This is a genomic window from Methylobacterium platani (genome assembly GCF_001653715.1).
Lineage (GTDB): Bacteria > Pseudomonadota > Alphaproteobacteria > Rhizobiales > Beijerinckiaceae > Methylobacterium > Methylobacterium platani.
Window position 1 is genome coordinate 15,681 of record NZ_LWHQ01000007.1, and the last position, 19,927, is coordinate 35,607.

The following is a 19,927-nucleotide window of genomic DNA, read 5'->3' on the forward strand; positions in this document are numbered from 1 at the left end:
AAGGTCGAGCGGAGGAGTTTACGCCGCCTTCTTGGCGACGCCCTGGCGCTCGCGCAGGAAGTGCCAGAACTCGACGCCCTCGCGCAGGCGGCGCTTCATCATGTCGGGCGAGCGCACCATCTCGCTGACGATCGAGGCGATCTTCGGAGCGCGGAAGTAGAACTTCTTGTAGAACTCCTCCACCGAGTCGAAGATCTCGGTGTGGGACAGGTGCGGGTAGTGCAGCGGCGCGATCTGCACGCCGTTCTCGTCGACGAGCTCGGCGTTGTCCTTGTCGAGCCAGCCGTTCTCGACCGCCTGCTTGTACAGGAAGGTGCCCGGATAGGGCGCGGCGAGCGAGACCTGGATGGTGTGCGGGTTGATCCGCTTGGCGAAGGCGATCGTCTCCTGGATCGTCTCCTTGGTCTCGCCCGGCAGGCCGAGGATGAAGGTGCCGTGGATGGCGATGCCGAGATCGTGGCAGTCCTGGGTGAACTTCTCGGCGACCTCGACCCGCATGCCCTTCTTGATGTTGTGCAGGATCTGCTGGTTGCCCGACTCGTAGCCGACCAGCAGCAGGCGCAGGCCGTTCTCCTTGAGAACCTTCAGGGTCTCGCGCGGCACGTTGGCCTTGGCGTTGCACGACCAGGTCACGCCGAGCTTGCCGAGCTCACGGGCGATCTCCTCGGCGCGCGGGAGGTTGTCCGTGAAGGTGTCGTCGTCGAAGAAGAACTCCTTGGTCTGCGGGAACTCCTTCAGGCAGTACTTGATCTCCTCGATCACGTGCGCGACCGAGCGGGTGCGGTAGGTATGACCGCCGACCGTCTGCGGCCACAGGCAGAAGGTGCAGCGCGACTTGCAGCCCCGGCCCGAATAGAACGAGATGTAGGGGTGCTTGAGGTAGCCGATGAAGTACTTCTCCATCTGCAGGTCGCGCTTGTAGACCGAGGTCACGAACGGCAGCTGGTCCATGTCCGTCATGATCTCGCGGTCCGGGTTGTGGACCACGACGCCGTCGGCGTTCCGGAACGAGAGACCCTTGATCTCCGCCATCGGCACGCCGTCGGCGACCTCCTTGACGGTGAAGTCGAACTCGTTGCGGGCGCAGAAATCGACGGCCGGCGCCTGGGCCATGGCGCCGGCGGCGTCCACCGCCACCTTGGCGCCGATCAGGCCGGCGATCAGCTTCGGGTTCTTGGCCTTCAGCGCCTCGATCGTCTTCACGTCCGACTTGAACGACGGCACCGAGGTGTGCAGCACCACGAGGTCGAAGTCGTTGGCCTGGGCCACGATCTCCGGCAGCTTGATGTCGTGCGGGGGCGCGTCGATCAGCTTGGAGTTCGGCACCAGGGCGGCCGGCTGCGCGAGCCAGGTCGGGTACCAGAACGACTTGATCTCGCGCTTGGCCTGGTAGCGCGAGCCGGCGCCGCCATCGAAGCCGTCGAAGGTGGGGGCCTGGAGGAAGAGGGTCCGCATCATCGGGAAGGTGTCTCAGGAGAGGGGAGCCGCATCCGCGGCCGGTGAGGCCGCCGGGCGGCCCGATGAGGTGTGCGTCAAGTCGAGGGAGCGCCGGACTCGCGGGCGAGGCCGGATTCCGGGATCAGCGTGCCATCCGCAACGACCCGATAATCATGACCTTTCCAAGTCACGGCGCCGGAGACGAAGCACCAGGCGAAGCCGGCGAAGGACAGGAGGTCGCGGATCGGCAGCAGCCAGTAGGGGTGCGGCTCGAGGCCGAAGGCCCGCTCGATCCGCATGCACAGCACGATCCGGCAGGCGAGCGCCAGCGCCGCGGTGGCGAGCGTGTAGACGCCGGCATCCGGCAGCAGCGCCGCGATCAGCGCCAGCGGCACGGCGTGGGTGACCAGCGTGCCGGCGTAGCCCACCGGGTCGAGGTTGCGGATGGTGCGGTTCCACCGGGTCTCGTGGCGCCACAGGCCGGCGAGCGAGGTGTCGACGCAGGTATGCCCGATGGTGAAGCTCGGGATCGCCACGATGCCGCCTTGCGCCCGCAGCGCCGCCCCGAGGGCGTAGTCGTCGGCGAGGTCGTCGCGGATCGCCTCGAAGCCGCCGATCCGCGGCAGCAGCTCGGTGCGGAACGCGATGGTCGAGCCGAAGCACGGATCGGCGAGGCCCAGGGACGTGCCCATCAGGACGTTGGGCAGGAACTGGGTGTCGATGGCCAGCGCCGAGAGATGGGCCCACACGCCGCGATTGGCCGGCACGCCGTGATAGAGGCACGTCACGCCCGACACGCCCGGCCGGCCGAGCTCGGCGACGATGCGCTCGAGGTAGTCGGGCGCCACCACCATGTCGCTGTCGGCGAGCACCACGACCTCGTGGGCGATCAGGCCGCCCATGTTGATGAGGTTCGAGACCTTGCGGTTCGCGCCGTGCTGGCGGGCGTCGATCACGAGGTCGATGCGCAGGGACGGGTGCTCGGCCTGGAGGCGGTGCACCACGGCGATCGCCGGGTCGGCGGCGTTCTGCACCCCGAAGACCACCTGGACGGCGCCGGCATAGGCCTGGCGGCAGAAGGTGGCGAGGTTGGCGTGCAGGTTCGGCTCGTCGCCGCAGAGCGGCTTGAGCAGGGTCACGGACGGGCGGGCGGCATCGGGGGCGAGGCGCGGCACCGGGCGGCGGGCGAGACGCCCGGCGAGCCAGGCGGTCGTCAGGCCGTACACGCATCCGGCGAGCGCCAGGACGAGCAACAGGGCGGAGATCCAGGTCCAATCCATGGCGAGGCGGCGATCCCTGGCAGGAAGTTGGCCGCGCTGTCAGGCGCGGCGGGCTGTCTTGTGATGGCGAGGCTGCCGGCGGACGGTGAGGATCCCGTGAAGGATCCCGCGCCCGCCGGCATCAGGCGACGGCCTCGCGGGCCGTCGGGGGGCGGTCAGGGCTTGGCCTTGGGGGCCGGCGCCGCCAGCATCGTCTCGGTCGATGTCTTCAGGTGGGCGAGCAACCCGTCGGCGCCACCCTCCTGCAGCGGCTCGGAGAAGCCGGTGCGCAGGGTGCCGGCCTCGCTGACCGTGCCCTGGAGGTAGACGTCGGTGATCTTGTTGTCGGCGTTCAGCACGTAGTCGACCGGGGAGGTGTCGCCGCTGCCGTCGGTCACCGTGACGTGCACGATGCGGCCGGAGCCACGGGCCTCGCTCTTCGGGTCGATGGCGAACTTGCTGCCGGAGGCGGCGCTGAGCCGGGTGGCGTAGGTCGCGGTGAGGTAGGGGCCGAAGGCGGCGATCAGCGCCTGCTGCTTCTCCGCCGGGATGTCCTTCCAGCGGGTGCCGACGCCGAGGCGCAGCATCGCCGGCAGGTCGAAATTCTGCTGCATCGGGCCGGACAGGATCTCGGCCCGGGCGCGCACGTCGCCGGCCTTCAGCGCCGCCTCGAGGGCGTCGGTCATGCGCCGCACGGTGGCGACCGCCGGATCGCCCTCCCCGCCCGCCGGGGCGGCGGGGGTGGCGGGGGTGGCGGTCTGGGCGAGCGCCGGCAGGGCCGCCGTCACCAGGCCGGCGATCGTCAGGCTGCGCAGGATGTCGCGTCGGGTCTGCACCAGGTCACTCTCCTTTGCCGTCGGCGGGCGCCGCGGCGTAGCCGAAGGCGGGCTCGTGAGCCCTGCGCGCGTGGGGTCTGCGCGAGCGGACGAGCGCCCGCAGGGCCGCGCCGAGGCCGGCCGCCGGGCGGCTTCCCGGCTCGGACCTGCCGTCCTCCATGGCGTGCCAGAGCATCAGGCTCGGCAGCCCGACCGCGAGGTCGGCGAGGCGCTTGATCAGCGACAGGGCGAGCGCCGCCTCGGCCGGGATGCCGAACACGGCGCAGAGCGCGATCAGCCCGCCCTCCTGCGCGCCGAGCGCGCCCGGCACCGCGAAGGCGGCGCCGCGCACGGCCTGGGCCAGGCTCTCGATCACGATCGCCTCGAGGAAGCCGACCTCGTAGCCCATGAAGCGGAGCGCGATCCAGACCTCGAGCGTGCCGATGATCCAGCCGAACAGGTGCGTGCCGATCGCGGTGACAATGCGGCCGCGGGCGGCGTAGAGGCCGCGCAGGCGCTCGAACAGCACGTCGACGGCGCCGAAGATCCGCCACTCGCGCCCGCCGGCGAAGCGGTTGATCGCCGCCTGGAGCAGGCTCTGGCCGAAGCGGCGCTGCACCAGGTAGAACGCCACCAGGGCCGGCGCCGCGACGATCAGGCCGAGGCCGACATAGTGCACGATCGGCCCGTCGCCGCCGAGGGCGACCAGGATGCCGAGGCCGGCCACCGTGAACAGGAACTGCGTCAGCGCCTGGATCATCAGGTCGACCAGGGTGGTGGCGCCCGACAGCGCGCCCGGGACCCGGAACAACGTCAGCAGGCGCGCGCCGATCAGGTCGCCGCCGACCTGCGCCACGGGGAGCAGCGTGTTGACGCCCTCGCGCACGAAGCGCACGCTGACGCAGTCGCGCAGCAGCGGCCTCTCGCCGCGGGGGAACACCACCCACCAGCCAAGGCCGGCCCAGGCCACCGCCACGACGCGCGCGACGACGACCAGCACGGCGCCCCAGCCCGAGGCCCACAGGGCCGCGGCGACCGCCTCCGGCCCCGAGGAGACGAACAGGCCGATCACGGTGCACAGGCCGGCGATCAGGCCCAGTGTCGTCAGTCGCTTCATGACCCTCTTTCTGTCGCGGCGGCCGCGGCCCCGGGAGGCGCGCCATTCCGGCAACGGGGACGAAACAAAGCAGCGCCGTTGCCTCCCGGCACGTTGCAGCTTTGATGGGCGCTGTCTATCACCGGCCGGACACAGTGCCGGCGAAACCGGCACGACCCGCCGACGCGGCGAGACAGCCCAAAGCATCGCCGCCCAAGCATCGCCGCAAGCTTATGTTATGGCGCAGCTTCCTTGCCCGCCGGCCTCGACCGGCGGAGCTCGGGATCGCGCGAGAGACGGCCGCGCGTGACGGCCGCCAGGGGATGGACGAGGCATGGACCGGGAGACGACCTTCGAGGCCGAGCGCGGCGCGCTCGACGATGTGGCCGCGCGCGACATGACGTCGTTCGCGGACGGCGCGCCCGGCCGGGCGCCGGCGCCGCAATCGCCGGTGATGGCCTGGAACGAGTGGGATCCCCTCGAGGAGGTGATCGTCGGCTCGCTCGACGGCGCGACGATCCCGACCCACCACCTGACGGTGATCTTCAACCTGCCGCGGGCCGCCCAGCCGTTCTACCGGCTCGCCTCCGGCTGGAAGTATCCCGGCTTCATGAAGAAGCTGGCCCAACAGGAGCTGGACGGCTTCATCAAGATTCTGGCCGGCGAGGGCGTGAAGATCCGCCGTCCCGACTCCGTGGACTTCTCGAAGAAGTTCAAGGCGCCGCGCTGGTCGTCGCGCGGCTTCTGCGTCGCCTGCCCGCGCGACCCGTACCTGGTGATCGGCGACGAGATCATCGAGAGCCCGATGTGCTGGCGCTCGCGCTACTTCGAGGGCGATGCCTACCGCTCGCTGTTCAAGGAGTATTTCCGGGCCGGCGCGCGCTGGACCTCGGCGCCGCGGCCGCAGCTCACCGACGAGCTGTACAATTACGACTACCGGGTGCCGAACCTGAAGGCCGGCGAGCCGATGCAGTTCACCGTCAACGAGTTCGAGCCGGTCTTCGACGCCGCCGACTTCGTGCGCTGCGGCCGCGACCTGTTCGTCACCCGCTCGAACGTCACCAACCTGATGGGCATCGAGTGGCTGCGCCGCCACCTCGGGCCGGGCTTCCGCATCCACGAGATCGAGAGCCGCTGCCCGCAGCCGATGCACATCGATTCGTCGTTCATGCCGCTCGCCCCCGGCAAGGTGCTGGTCAACCCCGACTACATCGACGTCGAGAAGCTGCCGGCGGTGCTCAAGAAGTGGGACGTCTTGATCGCGCCCCGCCCCGACCCCGTCGAGGGCTTCATGAGCAAGATCTCGATGTGCTCGCCCTGGACCTCGATCAACGTGCTCGCCATCGACGAGAAGAAGATCGTGGTCGATGCGAGCCAGCCGACGCTGATCAAGGCGCTCAAGGATTGGGGCTTCGACCCGATCCCGACGCCGTTCCTGTCCTACGGCCCGTTCGGCGGCTCGTTCCACTGCGCCACGCTCGACGTGCGCCGGCGCGGCCCGCTGAAGTCGTACTTCTAAGGACCGGGGAGACCGGCCCGCCCCGACGGGCCGGATCCCGCGACGCGAAGAGGCCCGCCACCGATCGGTGGCGGGCCTCTTCGCGTTCGGGGCCTTCCTGCTTGCAGCGCAACGCCCCGCGCGTCAGCGCCCGGCCGTCGGCCCCTTGTCGGTCCAGTCCGGCGGCAGGCCGAAGGAATCGCCGATGATGCCGTCGACGCCGGGCGCCCGGCCGAAGGCCTGGCAATCGGGGTCGCGGGGCATCTCGCCCAGCATCGTCACGCGGATGCGCTCGTAGGTCGGGATGGTGAGCTCGGATTCGAACGGGTCCTCGCCGGTGGCGAGGTAGGAGCCGAAATCCTGGCCGAAATCGCCGGCGAGGTCGTAGATGTCGGCGACCGGCGAGAAGCGGGCCTGGTTGGTGAAGGAGTTGGCGCCCCCGGCCCAGACCATCGCGGCGCGCTGCTGGCGCCGCGCATCCAGGGCCTCGGCCTCGACCGTCAGGTCGCCGAGCCCGATCGGCAGGCGCGGCACCGGCACCTTGCCGATCGTGTCGGCGAAGCCGACGCCGACCTGCGCGGCGATCGTGATCGCCGCCGAGGCGCCGACCGCGACGCCGGAGGCCGGCACGTTGGTGAGGCCGGCCCGGGTGATGTTGGCCCGCACGGTCAGGTCGGCCGGGCCGGACGAGACCACGTCGTAGCGCAGCGACAGCTCGTAGCAGAGCGCCCGGTCGGCGGCGTTGGCGACGACCCGGCGCTCCCGATCGGTCACGCCGGGGCCGGAGACCGCCGCGGTGAAGGTGGTCGGGACGATGCGGACGGTCCGGACCGCGGCCATCGCCGCCTTGTCGATGAAGATCCGCGACTTGGTGGCGGTGGCCTCGCTCGCGGTCAGGTGGTCGTAGCGCGTCAGCAGTCCGGTCTGGGTCAGGACCGGCGTGGCGCAGCCCGCCAGAGCCGCCAACCCCGCCACGGCCGCGACGCGGCGGGCGGCCCGCGCGTTCAAGGCAGCCTTGAGTGTCGTCCGCATTCGGTCGCTTTCCCGGGTCGCGCGAAGCCGTACCCCGGGCTCCCCGTGCGGGGCGCCCGGAGGCCGGCTTCCGGCGGTGCGGGGAGGAGGCCCGTCGGGCCCCCACCGCACCGTTATGTCCCGAAACCTAACCCTCGCCGCCCGGGTCGGAAAGCCGAGCTTGGCGGTCGCGCGCGCTTCGGTCCGCGGCTGTAACGCTTCGGCCACATTGTTTCCGAAGGTCAGGTCCCTGCCGGCCGCGCTCAGGCGAGGGCCGCCATGCTGCAGCTCTGGCCGCCATCGACCGGCAGGCACACGCCGGTGATGAAGCGGGCCTCGTCGGACGCGAGGAACACCGCCGCGTGGGCGATGTCCCAGGCCTCGCCGAGGCGGCCGAGCGGCACCCGGCGGTCGCGGCCGGGCTCGAGCGTGCCCGCCCCGCGGCACTCGTCGGCCATCGTGGTGTCGAGAAGGCCCGGCAGGATCGCGTTCGCCCGGATGCCGTCGCGGGCATACTGCATCGCCACCGAGACCGTGGCCTGGTTCACCGCCGCCTTGGCGGCCGAATAGGCGAAGGCCGGCGCCCCGGCCCAGCGCAGGGAGGCGACCGACGAGATGTTGACCACGGCGCCGGAGCGCCGGGCCCGCATCCCCGGCAGCACCGCCTTGCAGGTGCGCCAGACCCCGCCGACATTGACTTCGATCGCCCGCCGCCAGGTCTCCTCGTCGAGGTCCTCCGGCCCGCCGGCCTCGGGCAGGCCGACATTGTTGTGCAGGATGTCGATGCGGCCGAAGCGGGCCTCGCCGGCGGCGACCGCACCCGCCACCGCCTCGTAATCGGTGACGTCGGCGCCGAGCGCCGCGGCCTCGTTGCCCTCCTCGGCGATGATCTGCGCCGTCTCCTCGGCGGCGGCGAGCAGCCGGTCGACGCAGATCACCTTCGCGCCCTCCCGGGCGAAGGCGACCGCCACCGCCTTGCCGTTGCCCCACCCGGTCCCGGCGGAGCCCGCCCCGAACACGATCGCGACCTTCTTCAGCAGGCGTGTCGACATGGCCCGGCCTCCCTGACCGGGGGAGAGTCGCGAGAAACGCCCTCCCCGCGCAACGGGCGACAAAGCAGGGCCGCCAGTCTCGGCCCGCATGGATCGGACGGACCGTCCCTTTCGCCTCAGGGGCAGGCGGCGCGTACGAGGCGGGCCCGGCGCCAGGCCGCGATCCCGGCGGCCAGCGCGAGGACGACCTGCGCCAGGCTGCCCTCGCCCAGATGGGCGTGGCCGAGATCGAGGTGGATCGCCAGGCGGATGGCGAGACCGGCCGCCCCGTAGCCGAGGCAGAAGGTCAGAGCGGCGAGGAGGAGCGCCACGAAGTCGCTCCTCCGCAGGTCGGTCGTGGGCAGCTCGTGGCCGGAGAGATCGTGGCTGGACAGGTCGGGCATGGGCGTCACCCCCGCGGTCGAGGAGGGAGCGGCGCAGCAAGAGCCGCGCCAGCGCCTCACTCCGGCCGGGTCGCCTGCATCGACGGGCGCTCGGCGAAGCGCGCGTACCACGCCGCCGCCGCCGGGGCGCGCTCGCGCCAGCCGAGATCGGGCAGGCGCAGGTCGAGGTAGCCGAGGCTGCAGCCATACGTGATGGTGGCGATGTCGACCCGGTCGCCGAAGCCCGGCGCCGCCGTCTCGATCCGCGCGAGGGCGTCGACGATCTTCTCCCGCTGGCCGGCGACCCAGGCCGGCGAGCGCTCGCCCTCCTGGCGGACCCGGGTCTCGTAGACGCAGAGCAGGGCCGCATCGAGCAGGCCGTCGCCGGTCGACTGCGCGGCGAGCGCCGCCCAGCGCGCCGGGCCGGGAGCCGGGAAGAAGCCGCCGCCGCCGAGATGATCGAGGTACTCGCAGATCACCCGGCTGTCGGCGAGCGCGGTGCCGTCGTCGAGGATCAGGGTCGGCACCTGCCCGAGGGGGTTCTGCGCCCGGATGGCGGGATCCCGGTTGATCGGGTGGGCGGCGGCCGTCAGCAGCTCGATCCGCTCGAACTGTCCGAGCTCGTGGGCGACGACCAGCACCTTGCGGACGAAGGGCGAGGCCTTGGCGTAGAACAGCTTCATGGGTTTCCTCCGGTCTCGTCGTTTTTATCCGTGTCCGGCAATCGAGGAAGCCGGCCTCATCCGGATCGCGACCCCGTTCCGAAGGTCGCGGGCGGGATACCGCCGCGGGCAGCCGTTCAATGCCCCCGCACCGGCACCACCGGCTTTCCTCCCGGCTTGGCGGCCGGCGGTGGCGCCGCGCTGGTCGCGGCGGGCTTCGGCGGGGCCGGCGGGCGCGGGGTCTCGAGGCTGAGCCGCCGCACCGGCCAGCCGTCGCTCCAGCGCTCCATGTCGATGAAGCGCGGGTTGCTCTTCAGGCTCGCGGCGTTCTGGCCCGAGAACGCAGCCGCCGCCGCCATGTCGAAGGTCTTCCAGAAGGCGAGGTAGTCGAGGCTGTCGGTGCCGGCGCCGTTGATCTGGGCCACCAGCACGGTCTGCTCGCCGGTGAGCGCCATGTCGGCGGACCACTTGAACGGCGGCGGCTTCTGCTTCAGGTCGGCGGCGGGCAGCTTGAGCTGCGCCACGTCGTAGGCCGGGCTGCCGCCGGCGGGCGAGGCCAGGGTGGCGGAGAGGGCCGGGAAGCCGTGATCGTCCGAGAGCGCCCGGACCATCAGCTTGTGGTCGACCGGCACGGCGCTCGCCTCGCGCATCACGCGCCGCGCGGCGATGTCGGCGGCACGGGCGTCGCGGTCGCCGATCACCGTGACGATGAGCGTCGCGGGGTCGATGGCGTTGAGGTCGTGCAGGGCGATGCCGCGGGCCTTGTCGTCCCGGGCGATGCCGCCCGGCATGGCGCCGAAGATCAGCCGCGGCACCGGCAGGCCGGTCTCCTTCGCGTGCGCCGCGAGGTTGGCGGCGAGCGGCACGCCGGCGAGATGGCCGAGCAGCGCCACGCGGCCCGTGTCGGGCTTGGCCTCGGGGTCCGCGGCGAGCTCCGCCAGGGCATCCTTGACGAGGCCGGCGGCGATGCCGCTCGCATCCGCCGGCCGGGTGCGGTTCAACTCCTGGAAGCGCGGGAACAGCACGAGGGAACCGGAGCGGGCGAGGTGCTCGATCCACGCGCCGTAGGCCTGCGGGTTCACCGCCCCCCAGGCGTGCAGCATCACCACGACCGGCCGCCCCTGGGCGGGGGCGGCGCCGCTGCCGTAATAGGCCAGGGTCACCGCGCCGGCCCGGCCCAGCGCCCGCTTCGTCACGCTCGCGGCGGTGTAGGCCTGTCCGCCCGGCCCGTCCTTCGGCTGGGCGGGGGGCGTGGCGGCCCCTGCGCCGGGCACGCCGCCCAGGACCGCGAGGGCGAGGGCGAGCGGAAGGGCGAGGCGGAGGCGGGGAAGGGAGGGCATGCGGCTGGGGGTTCGGCGGCTCGGGAGGCGCACCCCACACTGTTTCGCGCCCAACCTCAAGGCGCGATCGCGCAGGGCCGGCGCGTTCGTCCGGCTTGTCGCATCCGCGGTACAGTCACGCCAGGGTCCGGGAGCAGAGCCGGAAGAACGGCGATCCTCCTCGCGCAGGTTCTAGCCGCGCCGCTCGGATTCGTCGCCGAGCACGGTGTGCAGGCGCGCGATCAGGCCGTCGAGTTCCTGCGGCACCGGCTCGTCGGTGACGTCGGTGTACATCGCCCGCAAGTCGTATCCGAGCTTGGCGAGCAGCAGGGCATCGGCCAGCGACGATACTGTGGTGTGCGTCTGGCCGTAGCTCGCGGCGTGATTGCTCGGAATCAGCTTCATGGCGCAATCTACAGGACCGTGGTCCCGGCTCCGTCATGCAGAAGGGTCAAGGTTTGGGACGCGGAGCCGCGCCCGCGCGGATGATCGACTGTGCCGGATGACCGGCTCGACATGAACAACGCGCGTCCGGGAGGCCAGTTGCGCCCGATTTTCGAGCAATCGCCCGGAACAAGTACGGCCCCGTGCTCCGCCGCACGGGGCCGTCATCGAATTTTCCTGTGAGTCGCGCGATCGGGGATCGCGCGACGTCGAGGGGACGCGCCGCTCACATCGGCGGCGTCAGGCCATCCTTGCCGACCGAGATGCTGCGCGCCTCGAGGCGATCGCCGTCCCGCACCGCCGCGGCGAAGACCTTCGCGCCCGGCTTGAGCACCGCGCGGTCGGCGGGCTCCAGCATCACGATCGGCGTGCCCGGCGGCACCGCGACCGCGAGGCTCTGCCCCTTGTACGACACCGTGATCGTGCGGCCGCCGGTCACGCTCGTGCCGCCCGCGACGGTGCCGTTGGTCATCGTGGTCTCGACCTCCGGCGCCCTGACGGTGCCGTTGGTCATGCTCGTCTCGACCTCCGGTGCCTTGACCGTGCCGTTGGTCATGCTCGTCTCGACCGGGCCGCCGGCGGCGCCGTCCGGCAGGCGGTCCCAGGGGTAGTGGCCCTCGCCGGAGCCGCGCAGCGCCTCGGGGAAGATCAGCACCTCGAGGGCGACCGGAGGGCCCCCGGGCTTGTCCCCGGCCTTGGCGGCGGTGCCGATGAAGCTGCCGTCCTTCACCTGATCGAGGCTCGCGGGGGCGAGCTGCGCCACCCGCGTCCCGGAGGCGAGATGCACCGTCTCGGTCGCGCCGGCGCGGGTACGGATCGTGACGCTGTCGCCCTCGACGCGCTCGATCGTGCCGCGCAGGCGCTCGACCTGAGGCGCGGCCAGGGCGGGGGCGACGGCGGCGAGCGTCAGGCCTGCGGCCGCGATCGTCCTGAGAAGGGTCATGGGATCTCCGGGGGCGAACAAGGGGCTCGCGACGACAGGGAGCCCCGCCCGGTTATGGTTCGCACGGGTGCCGCCGGACATTCGTCTCGCGCAGACGTGATCGCCCGCGGAGGGACTATTCCTCCTCGGCCTCCTCCGGCTCGAGGGTCGCCTTGACGGTGTCGAGCACCCGCCGGGCGAGGTCGGAATCGGGATCCTCGCGGGTCAGCGCGTCCTCCAGCATGGCGAGGAAGCCGCCGAGCTGGTGGCGGTAATGGTCGGAATCGACGCCGCGCAGGATGCCGGCGACGAAGCGCACCGCCATCTGCAGGGCGACCTGCTTGGCGGCGACGTCGGATTGCGCCTCGGAGAGCCGGGCGATCATCTCGCCGTGGCGGGCCGAGAGCGTGGTCAGGCCGTTGATCTTGTCGTCCGGGCTCATCGCGGGCTCTCCCGAGAACGGGACGGGGGCCCTTCCCCTCGGAAAGGCCCCCGTCGTGGCGGCGGTTCCCGGGAGCCTGTCACGGGCTCTCGGTATTGCGAAACCCCACCCTCCGGGGGTGACCCGGAGGGTCGAGGCGACCTCGGCCCTTACGCCGCCAGCTGGCGCAGGACGTAAGGAAGGATGCCGCCGTTGCGGAAGTACTCGAGCTCGTCGAGCGTATCGATGCGGCAGGTCAGCGGGACCTCCTTCACCGAGCCGTCGGCCGAGGTGATCTTGGCGGTGAGCGTCTGGCGCGGCTTCAGCTCGCCGGCCAGGCCCTCGATCGTCACGGTCTCGTCGCCCTTCAGGCCGAGCGAGTCCCAGGAGGCGTCGCCCTGGAACACCAGCGGCACCACGCCCATGCCGACGAGGTTCGAGCGGTGGATGCGCTCGAAGCTCTCGGCGATCACGGCGCGGACGCCGAGCAGCTTGGTGCCCTTCGCCGCCCAGTCGCGCGAGGAGCCGGTGCCGTACTCCTTGCCGGCGAACACCACCAGCGGGGTGCCCTCCTGCTCGTAGCGCATCGCGGCGTCGTAGATGAACATCCGCTCGCCCGACGGCTGGTACAGGGTGTAGCCGCCCTCGACCACGTTGCCGGCCTCGTCGCGCACCATCTGGTTCTTGATGCGGATGTTGGCGAAGGTGCCGCGCATCATGACTTCGTGGTTGCCGCGGCGGGTGCCGTACTGGTTGAAGTCCTGGACCCGGACCTGATGCTCCTGCAGGTAGTGGCCCGCCGGAGACGCCGCCCGGATGTTGCCGGCCGGCGAGATGTGGTCGGTGGTGATCGAGTCGAGGAACAGGCCGAGGATGCGGGCATCGACCACGTCCTCCACCGGCTTCGGGGTCTTCTCCATCCCGACGAAGTAGGGCGGGTTCTGGACGTAGGTCGAGCCGCCGTTCCACGCGAAGGTCTCGGCCTCGGTGACCTCGACGTCCTTCCAGTTCTGGTCGCCGCCGAACACGTCGGCGTAGCGCGACTTGAACAGGGCCGAGGTGATGTTGGCCTCGATGAACTCCTGCACCTCGGCGGTCGAGGGCCAGATGTCCTTCAGGTAGACCGGCTGCCCGTCCGAGCCGGTGCCGAGCGGGTCCTTGCTCAGGTCGAGCTGCATCGAGCCGGCGAGCGCGTAGGCGACGACGAGCGGCGGCGAGGCGAGGTAGTTCGCCCGCACGTCGGGGTTCACCCGGCCCTCGAAGTTGCGGTTGCCCGACAGCACCGCGGCGGCCACCACGTCGTTGTCGTTGATCGACTTCGAGATCGGCGCCGGCAGCGGGCCCGAATTGCCGATGCAGGTGGTGCAGCCGAAGCCGACGAGGTTGAAGCCGAGCGCGTCGAGGCTCGGCTGCAGGCCGGCCTTGTCCAGGTACTCGGCGACCACCTGGGAGCCGGGGGCGAGCGAGGTCTTCACCCACGGCTTCGAGCGCAGGCCCTTGGCGACGGCGTTGCGGGCCAGCAGCCCCGCGCCGATCATCACGCTCGGGTTCGAGGTGTTGGTGCAGCTCGTGATCGCGGCGATCACCACGTCGCCGTGGCCGATGTCGAAGTTCGCGCCCTCGACGGGATAGCGCTTGGCGATGTCGGCCGCCTTCTTGAACTCGGTCTCCATCGACTGGGCGAAGCCGGTCTTGGCACCGTCGAGCAGCACCCGGTCCTGGGGACGCTTCGGGCCGGCGAGCGAGGGCTTCACGTCGCCCATGTCGAGCTCGAGCGTGTCGGTGAAGACCGGGTCCGGGGTGGTCGCGTCACGCCACATCCCTTGCGCCTTGGCATAGGCCTCGACGAGGGCGATGCGGTCGTCGGCGCGGCCGGTGACCTTCAGGAAGTCGATGGTCTTCTGGTCGACCGGGAAGAAGCCGCAGGTCGCGCCGTATTCCGGCGCCATGTTGGAGATCGTGGCGCGGTCGGCGACCGACATGTCGTCGAGGCCGGGGCCGTAGAACTCCACGAACTTGCCGACCACGCCCTTCTTGCGCAGCATCTGGGTGACGGTGAGCACGAGGTCGGTCGCGGTGGTGCCCTCGGGCAGCTTGCCCGACAGCTTGAAGCCGACGACCTCGGGGATCAGCATCGACAGCGGCTGGCCGAGCATCGCGGCCTCGGCCTCGATGCCGCCGACGCCCCAGCCCAGCACCGCCAGGCCGTTGACCATCGTGGTGTGCGAGTCGGTGCCGACGAGCGAATCCGGGTAGGCGACTTCATGGCCCTCGAAGGGCTTGGTCCACACGGTCTGCGACAGGTATTCGAGGTTGACCTGGTGGCAGATGCCGGTGCCCGGGGGCACGACCGAGAAGTTGTCGAAGGCCGACTGGCCCCACTTGAGGAAGGTGTAGCGCTCGCCGTTGCGCTCGTATTCGAGCGCGACGTTGTCGGCCAGCGCCTTCGGGGTGCCGAACTCGTCGACGATGACCGAGTGGTCGATGACGAGGTCGACCGGGACCAGCGGGTTGATCTTCTGCGGGTCGCCGCCGAGCGCCACCATGGCGTCGCGCATCGCCGCGAGATCGACCACCGCCGGCACGCCGGTGAAGTCCTGCATCAGCACGCGGGAGGGACGGAAGGCGATCTCGACCTCGGTCTTGCCGCGGTTCTCGAGCCAGCCGACCACGGCCTCGATGTCGGCCTTGCGGACCGAGCGGTCGTCCTCGTAGCGCAGCAGGTTCTCGAGCAGCACCTTCATCGAGAAGGGCAGGCGGCTCGCATCCGGCAGGCCGTTCGTCTCGGCCTGGGGAATCGAATAGATGGTGTAGGTCTTCTGGCCGAGCTGAAGGGTCTGGCGGGCCTTGAAGCTGTCGATGGATGCCACGGCGTGGTCCTCGCGAGGGGTTGTCGAACACGGCACAGGCAGGGCCTGCGCCACTCAGAAGTGTTCGGCCGGATGCGCTGCGGGTTTGGCCCTGGCTGACGCAGGGAATACCCGTGTGCCGCCCGCCCTCGCCTTTCGGCCGAGAATCGGACGGTGCGCGCGCCGCCCCGGGGGTGCCCGGACTGGGATGCGCGAAGGACGGTTTGGACGCCTCTGAAGGTCGCGCGGCGCAGCCGGGGATGCGTATAGAACACTTCGAAACTGGCCGCTACGGGTCTGTCGGCCGCGCGATCGGTCATTCTCGCCGGGGCAGGCATCGCGTAAACGCGGGACCGCCCTCCCCGTCCATCCCCCCTCGCTGGAGCCCCCTGCCCTTGCGCCTCATCGCCGAGGATCTCGCCTGCCGGCGCTCCGGCCGCCGCCTCTTTTCCGGGCTCTCCTTCACCCTGGAGGCCGGCGAAGCCTTGACCGTCACCGGCCGCAACGGGGCCGGCAAGTCGTCGCTGCTCGCCATCCTCGCCGGGCGGCTGCGACCCGAGGCCGGGCGGCTCCGGGCCGAGGAGGTGGGCGAGCGCGCGATTCCCGAATGCCTCCACGTCGTCGGCCACCGCGACGGGCTGAAAGGGGCGCTCACGGCGGAGGAGAACCTCGCCTTCGCCCGCGACCTCCTGGGGAATGCCGACCTCGCCCCCCGCGAGGCGCTGGCCCGGCTCGGCCTCGCCCATGCAGCGGGCCTGCCGGTGGCCTATCTCTCGGCCGGCCAGCGCCGGCGGGTGGCGCTCGCCCGGCTCCTCGTCTGCCGCCGGCCGCTCTGGCTCCTCGACGAGCCCACCGCCGCCCTCGACGTCGCCTCGCAAGCCGCGCTCGCCGGCCTGATGCGCGAGCACCTCGCGCGAGGCGGCCTCGTCATCGCCGCCACCCACCAGGCGCTCGGCCTGGACCATGCCCGGGACCTCTCCGTGGAAGCCTTCCGCACCGCCCGGTCCGAGCCGGTCGCCGATCCCTTCGCGGAGGCGTTCTGATGGGCCGCGCCTTCCTGGCGGTGGTCGCCCGCGACCTGCGGCTCGCCGGCCGCATCGGCGGTTCGGGGGCCCTGTCCCTGGTGTTCTTCCTGATGATCGTCGCCCTGGTGCCGTTCGGCCTCGGGCCCGACCTCAACCTGCTCGCCCGGATCGGCCCCGGCATCCTGTGGATCGCCGCGGTGCTGGCGACCCTGATCGGCCTCGACCGCCTGTTCCAGGCCGACGAGGAGGACGGCTCCCTCGATCTCCTCGCCGGCGCCCCGGCGCCCTTGGAATTGCTGGTGCTCGCCAAGGTCACGGCGCACTGGCTCACCACCGGCCTGCCGCTGGCGCTCGCCACGCCCTTGTTCGGGCTCCTCGTCGCCTTGAGCCCCACCGGCATGGCGGCGACCGGCCTGACGCTGCTGGTCGGCACCCCGGCGCTGACCTTCATCGGCGCCGTCGGCGCGGCGCTCACCGCCTCGATCCGCCGCGGCGGCCTGATCCTCGCCGTGGTGGTGCTGCCCTTGATGGTGCCGACCCTGATCTTCGGCGTCTCGGCGGCGGATGCGGCGTTAAGCGGGACGGTGCCGTTCACGACGCCGCTGGCGATCCTGGGGGCGTTGAGCCTGGTCGCCGGGGTGGTCGGGACGCTGGCGGCGGCGGCGGCGTTGCGGTGGGGGGAGTAGGGCTCAGGCTGCCTTCAGCTTCCGGGCGGCCTCGGCCAGCGCGTCGTGCATGCGAGTCTGCCAACCGGGTCCGGTTGCCTTGAAAGTCTCCAGAACGTCCGGATCGATCCGCAGCGAGATCGGTACGCGCTTCGCGTCCGCCTTCGGCCGGCCGGCGCGGCTCGTGAAGGCTGTCGCCATCTCGGCGGGCATGCTACCGGTTCCCGGACGCGCGCGCGCCAGCTCCTCGTCGGTCAGCGGCGGATTATCAGACACTTCGTCCCAATCCTCTTGAGAGTAGAGAGGATTGGGAACGTATCCAGGCGCGTGCTTAGTCGATGACATGGAGCGCTCTTTCATCCCCGTTGGCGCGACGGACGCTGACGATATCGATCGCCTCTGATCCAAGCGGCGAGACGATCGCCACGACAACGATGTTATCGTGCCACGAACCAATCAGCTTGAACCGGACCCTGCCGGTTTTGCTCGGTTCGGCATCGAGGGTGATGAATCGCTCGAAGCTGAACGCATCCTCGAAATCCGCCAAGTCGAAGCCGTGCTTCTTCAGGTTCGCCTGCCGTTTCGGCTCACCCCACATGAACCTCGTGGCGCGCAACCTCGATATTTATGTATATACAGAGAATAACGGGATGGCAAACCGGCGCAACGTCGGATGCAAGGGATGCCGGTCACCGCTATCCTAGCGGCCGCTCCATGACGATCGTCCGTTCCTCGCCATGGTGGTGCTCCCGCACCGTCCGGAACCCGAGACTGCCATAGAAGCCCATTGCGGTCAGGGCCGCGACGCCCGCGCCTTCGGCCGCCCGCTCGACCTCCGCCATCAACGCCCGGCCGATGCCGCACCCCTGCGCCTCTGGCGCGACGAAGACGGCGCGCACGACACCACCGTCCAGGCTCGCCGTGCCGAGGAGCCGTTCGTGATCCGTTGCGACGAAGACCCGTCACGTCAGGATCGTTGCGGCGATCCCGTCCGGCGTGAAGCCCCGGGCGACCCGGGCGATGGTCTCCGGACCGTAATCGCGCGCATTGCTCTCGTGCAACGCGGACCGGACGACACAGCTGATCTCCGCCGCATCGTCCATCGTCGCCGGGCGTATCGAATACCCCATCGCTACGCTCCCCCGGCGCCGCGCGCCGGGGGAGCGCGACAGGTCTAGAACACCGCCTGCCCCATCAGGATCGCCGCGATCACGATCACTACCGCGATCACCAGGAACAGGCCGAACAGCAGCCGCGCGATGCCGCGGGCGCCCGACGCGACGTTGGTGAAGCCGAGCGCGCCGGCCACCAGCGAGATCACGAAGAAGATGATCGCCCATTTCAACATGGCGTGCGCACTCCGGTCGCAGCGAAAAGTCGCAGCGATAACCGCCACCGCCACGCTTCGTTCCGCGGCCCCGGCGGCCGTCTGCGCCGTTCGTCCGCATTGCTCCGGACGGCGCCCGCGCGGTACACCGGCCTCATGTCGATGGGTCGTCTCACCCGGCTGGCGCAGCCCGGCCACTTCATGCGCTGGTCCGGGGCTCTCCTGCCCTGGGTCGCCGGCCTCGCGATCGTGCTGCTGGCCGTCGGCCAGTACCTGACCTGGTTCGTGGCTCCGCCCGACTACCAGCAGGGCGAGACGGTGCGGATCATGTACATCCACGTGCCGGCGGCCTGGATGGCGGTGTTCTTCTACGGCGCCATGGCGGTCTCGGCGCTCGGCACCCTGATCTGGCGCCATCCGCTGGCCGACGTGGCGCAGCGCGCCGCCGCCCCGATCGGCGCCGCCTTCACGCTGATCTGCCTCGTCACCGGCTCGCTCTGGGGCAAGCCGATGTGGGGCACCTACTGGGTCTGGGACGCGCGCCTGACCTCGATGCTGGTGCTGTTCCTGATCTATTGCGGGCTGCTCGCCCTGTGGCGCACCATCGAGGACCCGAACCGGGCCGCCCGGGCGGTCGCGATCCTGACGCTGGTCGGCGCCATCAACCTGCCGATCATCAAGTTCTCGGTGAACTGGTGGTCGACCCTGCATCAGCCGGCCTCGATCCTGCGGATGGGCGGGCCGACCATCTACGCCAGCATGCTCTATCCCCTGCTGGTGATGATCGCCGCCGCCTCGGTGCTCGGCATCGCGCTCCACCTCCAGGCGATGCGCACCGAGATCCTGCGCCGGCGCGTGCGCACGCTCACGATCCTCGAAGCCGAGCGGCTCGATGCCGCGCTGATGGCGCCGCAGGCGGCCTGACCATGGATCTCGGACCGCACGCCGCCTTCATCCTGGGCGCCTACGGCTTCACCGCCCTGGTGATCGCCGGCCTCGTCGCGCACGCGATTCTCGACCGGCGGGCGCAGGAGCGGGCGCTCGCCCGTCTAGCCCAGGAACCGCACAGGCACGACGCAAAGGGGAGCCGCCGGTGAGCGACGCCCCCGTGCAACCGGTCCAGCAGACCGCGGGAGACGAGACCTCGGGAGACGAGGCCGAGGAGGCGCCCCGGCGCTCCCGGCTGCTGTTCCTGCTGCCGCTCCTGGCCTTCGCCGCGCTCGCCGGGATCTTCCTCGGCAAGCTGCTCACCACCGGCTACGACCCCTCCGCCGTGCCCTCGGCCCTGATCGGCCGGCCGGTGCCCGACTTCACCCTGCCGCCGGTGCCCGGCCTCGCCACCGACGGCGCCGCGGTGCCGGGCCTCAGCGCCGCCGACTTCAAGGGCAAGGTGACGGTGCTGAACGTCTGGGCGTCATGGTGCGCGCCGTGCCAGATCGAGCATCCGATGCTGGTGCGGCTCTCCCGCGACGGGGTGAACCTCGTCGGCATCGACTACAAGGACCAGCCCGAGAACGGCCGCCGCTTCCTCGGCCGCCACGGCAACCCGTTCAAGGCCGTCGGCGCCGACGAGGACGGCCGCGTCGGCATCGATCTCGGGGTCTACGGCGTGCCCGAGACCTTCGTGATCGGGCCGGACGGCCGGATCCGCGAGAAGCTGGTCGGGATCCTGACGCCGGAGAACTACGATGCGTTCCTGGCGCGGGTCAGGGCGATGAAGTAGACGCGCTCGCGCCTTCCTTCTCTTCGAAGTCTGGTTCGAT

Annotated in this window: 23 protein-coding genes and 1 pseudogene; 6 read left to right on the forward strand and 18 right to left on the reverse strand. The window is 70.9% G+C overall.

Annotation, left to right across the window (positions count from 1 at the left end; genetic code table 11):
• Nucleotides 1-18: 18 nt before the first annotated feature.
• The 4 genes from hpnJ to A5481_RS02825 all read right to left on the reverse strand — a co-directional run bounded on the left by hpnJ (nucleotide 19) and on the right by A5481_RS02825 (nucleotide 4,628).
• Entirely contained in the window at nucleotides 19-1,455 is a 1,437-nt protein-coding gene (gene hpnJ / locus A5481_RS02810; protein WP_048435089.1) for a hopanoid biosynthesis associated radical SAM protein HpnJ, read from the reverse strand.
• A 77-nt stretch (nucleotides 1,456-1,532) separates the two neighbouring features.
• The gene (hpnI, locus tag A5481_RS02815; protein ID WP_048435086.1) at nucleotides 1,533-2,717 is read right to left on the reverse strand and encodes a bacteriohopanetetrol glucosamine biosynthesis glycosyltransferase HpnI; all 1,185 of its coding nucleotides are present in this window, start codon (nucleotides 2,715-2,717) and stop codon (nucleotides 1,533-1,535) included.
• A gap of 155 nt (nucleotides 2,718-2,872) precedes the next feature.
• Nucleotides 2,873-3,532, reverse strand: a complete 660-nt coding sequence (locus tag A5481_RS02820; protein ID WP_082984888.1) for an MlaC/ttg2D family ABC transporter substrate-binding protein — start codon at nucleotides 3,530-3,532, stop codon at nucleotides 2,873-2,875.
• Between the two features lie 4 nt (nucleotides 3,533-3,536).
• Nucleotides 3,537-4,628 carry a lysylphosphatidylglycerol synthase domain-containing protein gene (locus A5481_RS02825; protein WP_064503765.1) on the reverse strand — a complete coding sequence of 364 codons (1,092 nt, stop codon included), beginning with the start codon at nucleotides 4,626-4,628 and terminating at the stop codon, nucleotides 3,537-3,539.
• A 376-nt stretch (nucleotides 4,629-5,004) separates the two neighbouring features.
• On the opposite strand from A5481_RS02825, the gene A5481_RS02830 reads away from it, so the two are divergent.
• Nucleotides 5,005-6,126: an amidinotransferase gene (locus tag A5481_RS02830; RefSeq protein WP_245239274.1), complete on the forward strand. Its 1,122-nt coding sequence runs from the start codon at nucleotides 5,005-5,007 to the stop codon at nucleotides 6,124-6,126.
• Nucleotides 6,127-6,249: 123 nt separating this feature from the next.
• Here the strand turns inward: A5481_RS02830 and A5481_RS02835 are convergent, their stop codons facing one another.
• The 9 genes from A5481_RS02835 to acnA form a co-directional block, all read right to left on the reverse strand.
• A complete protein-coding gene (locus tag A5481_RS02835; RefSeq protein WP_048436204.1) occupies nucleotides 6,250-7,137 on the reverse strand; it encodes a DUF3313 domain-containing protein in 888 nt (295 codons plus the stop codon).
• A 242-nt stretch (nucleotides 7,138-7,379) separates the two neighbouring features.
• Nucleotides 7,380-8,168: an SDR family NAD(P)-dependent oxidoreductase gene (locus A5481_RS02840; protein ID WP_048436203.1), complete on the reverse strand. Its 789-nt coding sequence runs from the start codon at nucleotides 8,166-8,168 to the stop codon at nucleotides 7,380-7,382.
• Between the two features lie 116 nt (nucleotides 8,169-8,284).
• Nucleotides 8,285-8,551 (reverse strand): hypothetical protein, encoded by a 267-nt coding sequence (locus tag A5481_RS02845; RefSeq protein WP_245239088.1) that lies wholly within the window; start codon nucleotides 8,549-8,551, stop codon nucleotides 8,285-8,287.
• Nucleotides 8,552-8,607: 56 nt separating this feature from the next.
• Nucleotides 8,608-9,213: a glutathione S-transferase gene (locus tag A5481_RS02850; protein WP_048436202.1), complete on the reverse strand. Its 606-nt coding sequence runs from the start codon at nucleotides 9,211-9,213 to the stop codon at nucleotides 8,608-8,610.
• 116 nt (nucleotides 9,214-9,329) lie between these two features.
• Nucleotides 9,330-10,532, reverse strand: a complete 1,203-nt coding sequence (locus A5481_RS02855; protein ID WP_048436201.1) for an alpha/beta hydrolase — start codon at nucleotides 10,530-10,532, stop codon at nucleotides 9,330-9,332.
• Between the two features lie 171 nt (nucleotides 10,533-10,703).
• Entirely contained in the window at nucleotides 10,704-10,916 is a 213-nt protein-coding gene (locus A5481_RS02860; RefSeq protein WP_064503766.1) for a NepR family anti-sigma factor, read from the reverse strand.
• A 265-nt stretch (nucleotides 10,917-11,181) separates the two neighbouring features.
• On the reverse strand, nucleotides 11,182-11,898 hold the full coding sequence (locus A5481_RS02865; RefSeq protein WP_064503767.1) for a hypothetical protein: 717 nt from the start codon (nucleotides 11,896-11,898) through the stop codon (nucleotides 11,182-11,184).
• Between the two features lie 115 nt (nucleotides 11,899-12,013).
• Nucleotides 12,014-12,319: a hypothetical protein gene (locus A5481_RS02870; RefSeq protein WP_048437003.1), complete on the reverse strand. Its 306-nt coding sequence runs from the start codon at nucleotides 12,317-12,319 to the stop codon at nucleotides 12,014-12,016.
• Between the two features lie 149 nt (nucleotides 12,320-12,468).
• Complete coding sequence (gene acnA / locus A5481_RS02875) at nucleotides 12,469-15,168, reverse strand: aconitate hydratase AcnA (protein ID WP_048437004.1); 2,700 nt, start codon at nucleotides 15,166-15,168, stop codon at nucleotides 12,469-12,471.
• Between the two features lie 374 nt (nucleotides 15,169-15,542).
• Between acnA and ccmA the strand changes: the two genes are divergently transcribed.
• Together ccmA and ccmB are read left to right on the forward strand one after the other, a co-directional pair.
• On the forward strand, nucleotides 15,543-16,190 hold the full coding sequence (gene ccmA / locus A5481_RS02880) for a heme ABC exporter ATP-binding protein CcmA (protein ID WP_048437005.1): 648 nt from the start codon (nucleotides 15,543-15,545) through the stop codon (nucleotides 16,188-16,190).
• Complete coding sequence (gene ccmB / locus A5481_RS02885) at nucleotides 16,190-16,858, forward strand: heme exporter protein CcmB (protein WP_048437006.1); 669 nt, start codon at nucleotides 16,190-16,192, stop codon at nucleotides 16,856-16,858. Before ccmA ends, ccmB begins: the two co-directional genes overlap by 1 nt.
• Before the next feature lie 3 nt (nucleotides 16,859-16,861).
• On the opposite strand, the gene A5481_RS02890 is transcribed toward ccmB, so the two are convergent.
• The 5 genes and pseudogenes from A5481_RS02890 to A5481_RS02905 form a co-directional block, all read right to left on the reverse strand.
• On the reverse strand, nucleotides 16,862-17,182 hold the full coding sequence (locus A5481_RS02890; protein ID WP_053082587.1) for a BrnA antitoxin family protein: 321 nt from the start codon (nucleotides 17,180-17,182) through the stop codon (nucleotides 16,862-16,864).
• A complete protein-coding gene (locus tag A5481_RS02895; RefSeq protein ID WP_048437008.1) occupies nucleotides 17,169-17,435 on the reverse strand; it encodes a BrnT family toxin in 267 nt (88 codons plus the stop codon). Before A5481_RS02895 ends, A5481_RS02890 begins: the two co-directional genes overlap by 14 nt.
• Nucleotides 17,436-17,532: 97 nt before the next feature.
• Nucleotides 17,533-17,787 (reverse strand): annotated as a pseudogene (locus A5481_RS35075) (GNAT family N-acetyltransferase); the annotation flags it as partial.
• Between the two features lie 12 nt (nucleotides 17,788-17,799).
• Nucleotides 17,800-17,940, reverse strand: a complete 141-nt coding sequence (locus tag A5481_RS35080; RefSeq protein ID WP_245239176.1) for a hypothetical protein — start codon at nucleotides 17,938-17,940, stop codon at nucleotides 17,800-17,802.
• 71 nt (nucleotides 17,941-18,011) lie between these two features.
• Nucleotides 18,012-18,185 (reverse strand): DUF1328 domain-containing protein, encoded by a 174-nt coding sequence (locus tag A5481_RS02905; protein ID WP_048437009.1) that lies wholly within the window; start codon nucleotides 18,183-18,185, stop codon nucleotides 18,012-18,014.
• A 135-nt stretch (nucleotides 18,186-18,320) separates the two neighbouring features.
• Between A5481_RS02905 and A5481_RS02910 the strand changes: the two genes are divergently transcribed.
• Genes A5481_RS02910 through A5481_RS02920 form a run of 3 tightly spaced genes read left to right on the forward strand, consistent with a single transcriptional unit; the run spans nucleotide 18,321 to nucleotide 19,887 of the window.
• On the forward strand, nucleotides 18,321-19,088 hold the full coding sequence (locus A5481_RS02910) for a heme ABC transporter permease (protein ID WP_048437010.1): 768 nt from the start codon (nucleotides 18,321-18,323) through the stop codon (nucleotides 19,086-19,088).
• Nucleotides 19,089-19,090: 2 nt separating this feature from the next.
• Entirely contained in the window at nucleotides 19,091-19,261 is a 171-nt protein-coding gene (gene ccmD, locus A5481_RS02915) for a heme exporter protein CcmD (protein WP_048437011.1), read from the forward strand.
• An 11-nt stretch (nucleotides 19,262-19,272) separates the two neighbouring features.
• On the forward strand, nucleotides 19,273-19,887 hold the full coding sequence (locus A5481_RS02920; protein WP_048437018.1) for a DsbE family thiol:disulfide interchange protein: 615 nt from the start codon (nucleotides 19,273-19,275) through the stop codon (nucleotides 19,885-19,887).
• Nucleotides 19,888-19,927 lie beyond the last annotated feature (40 nt).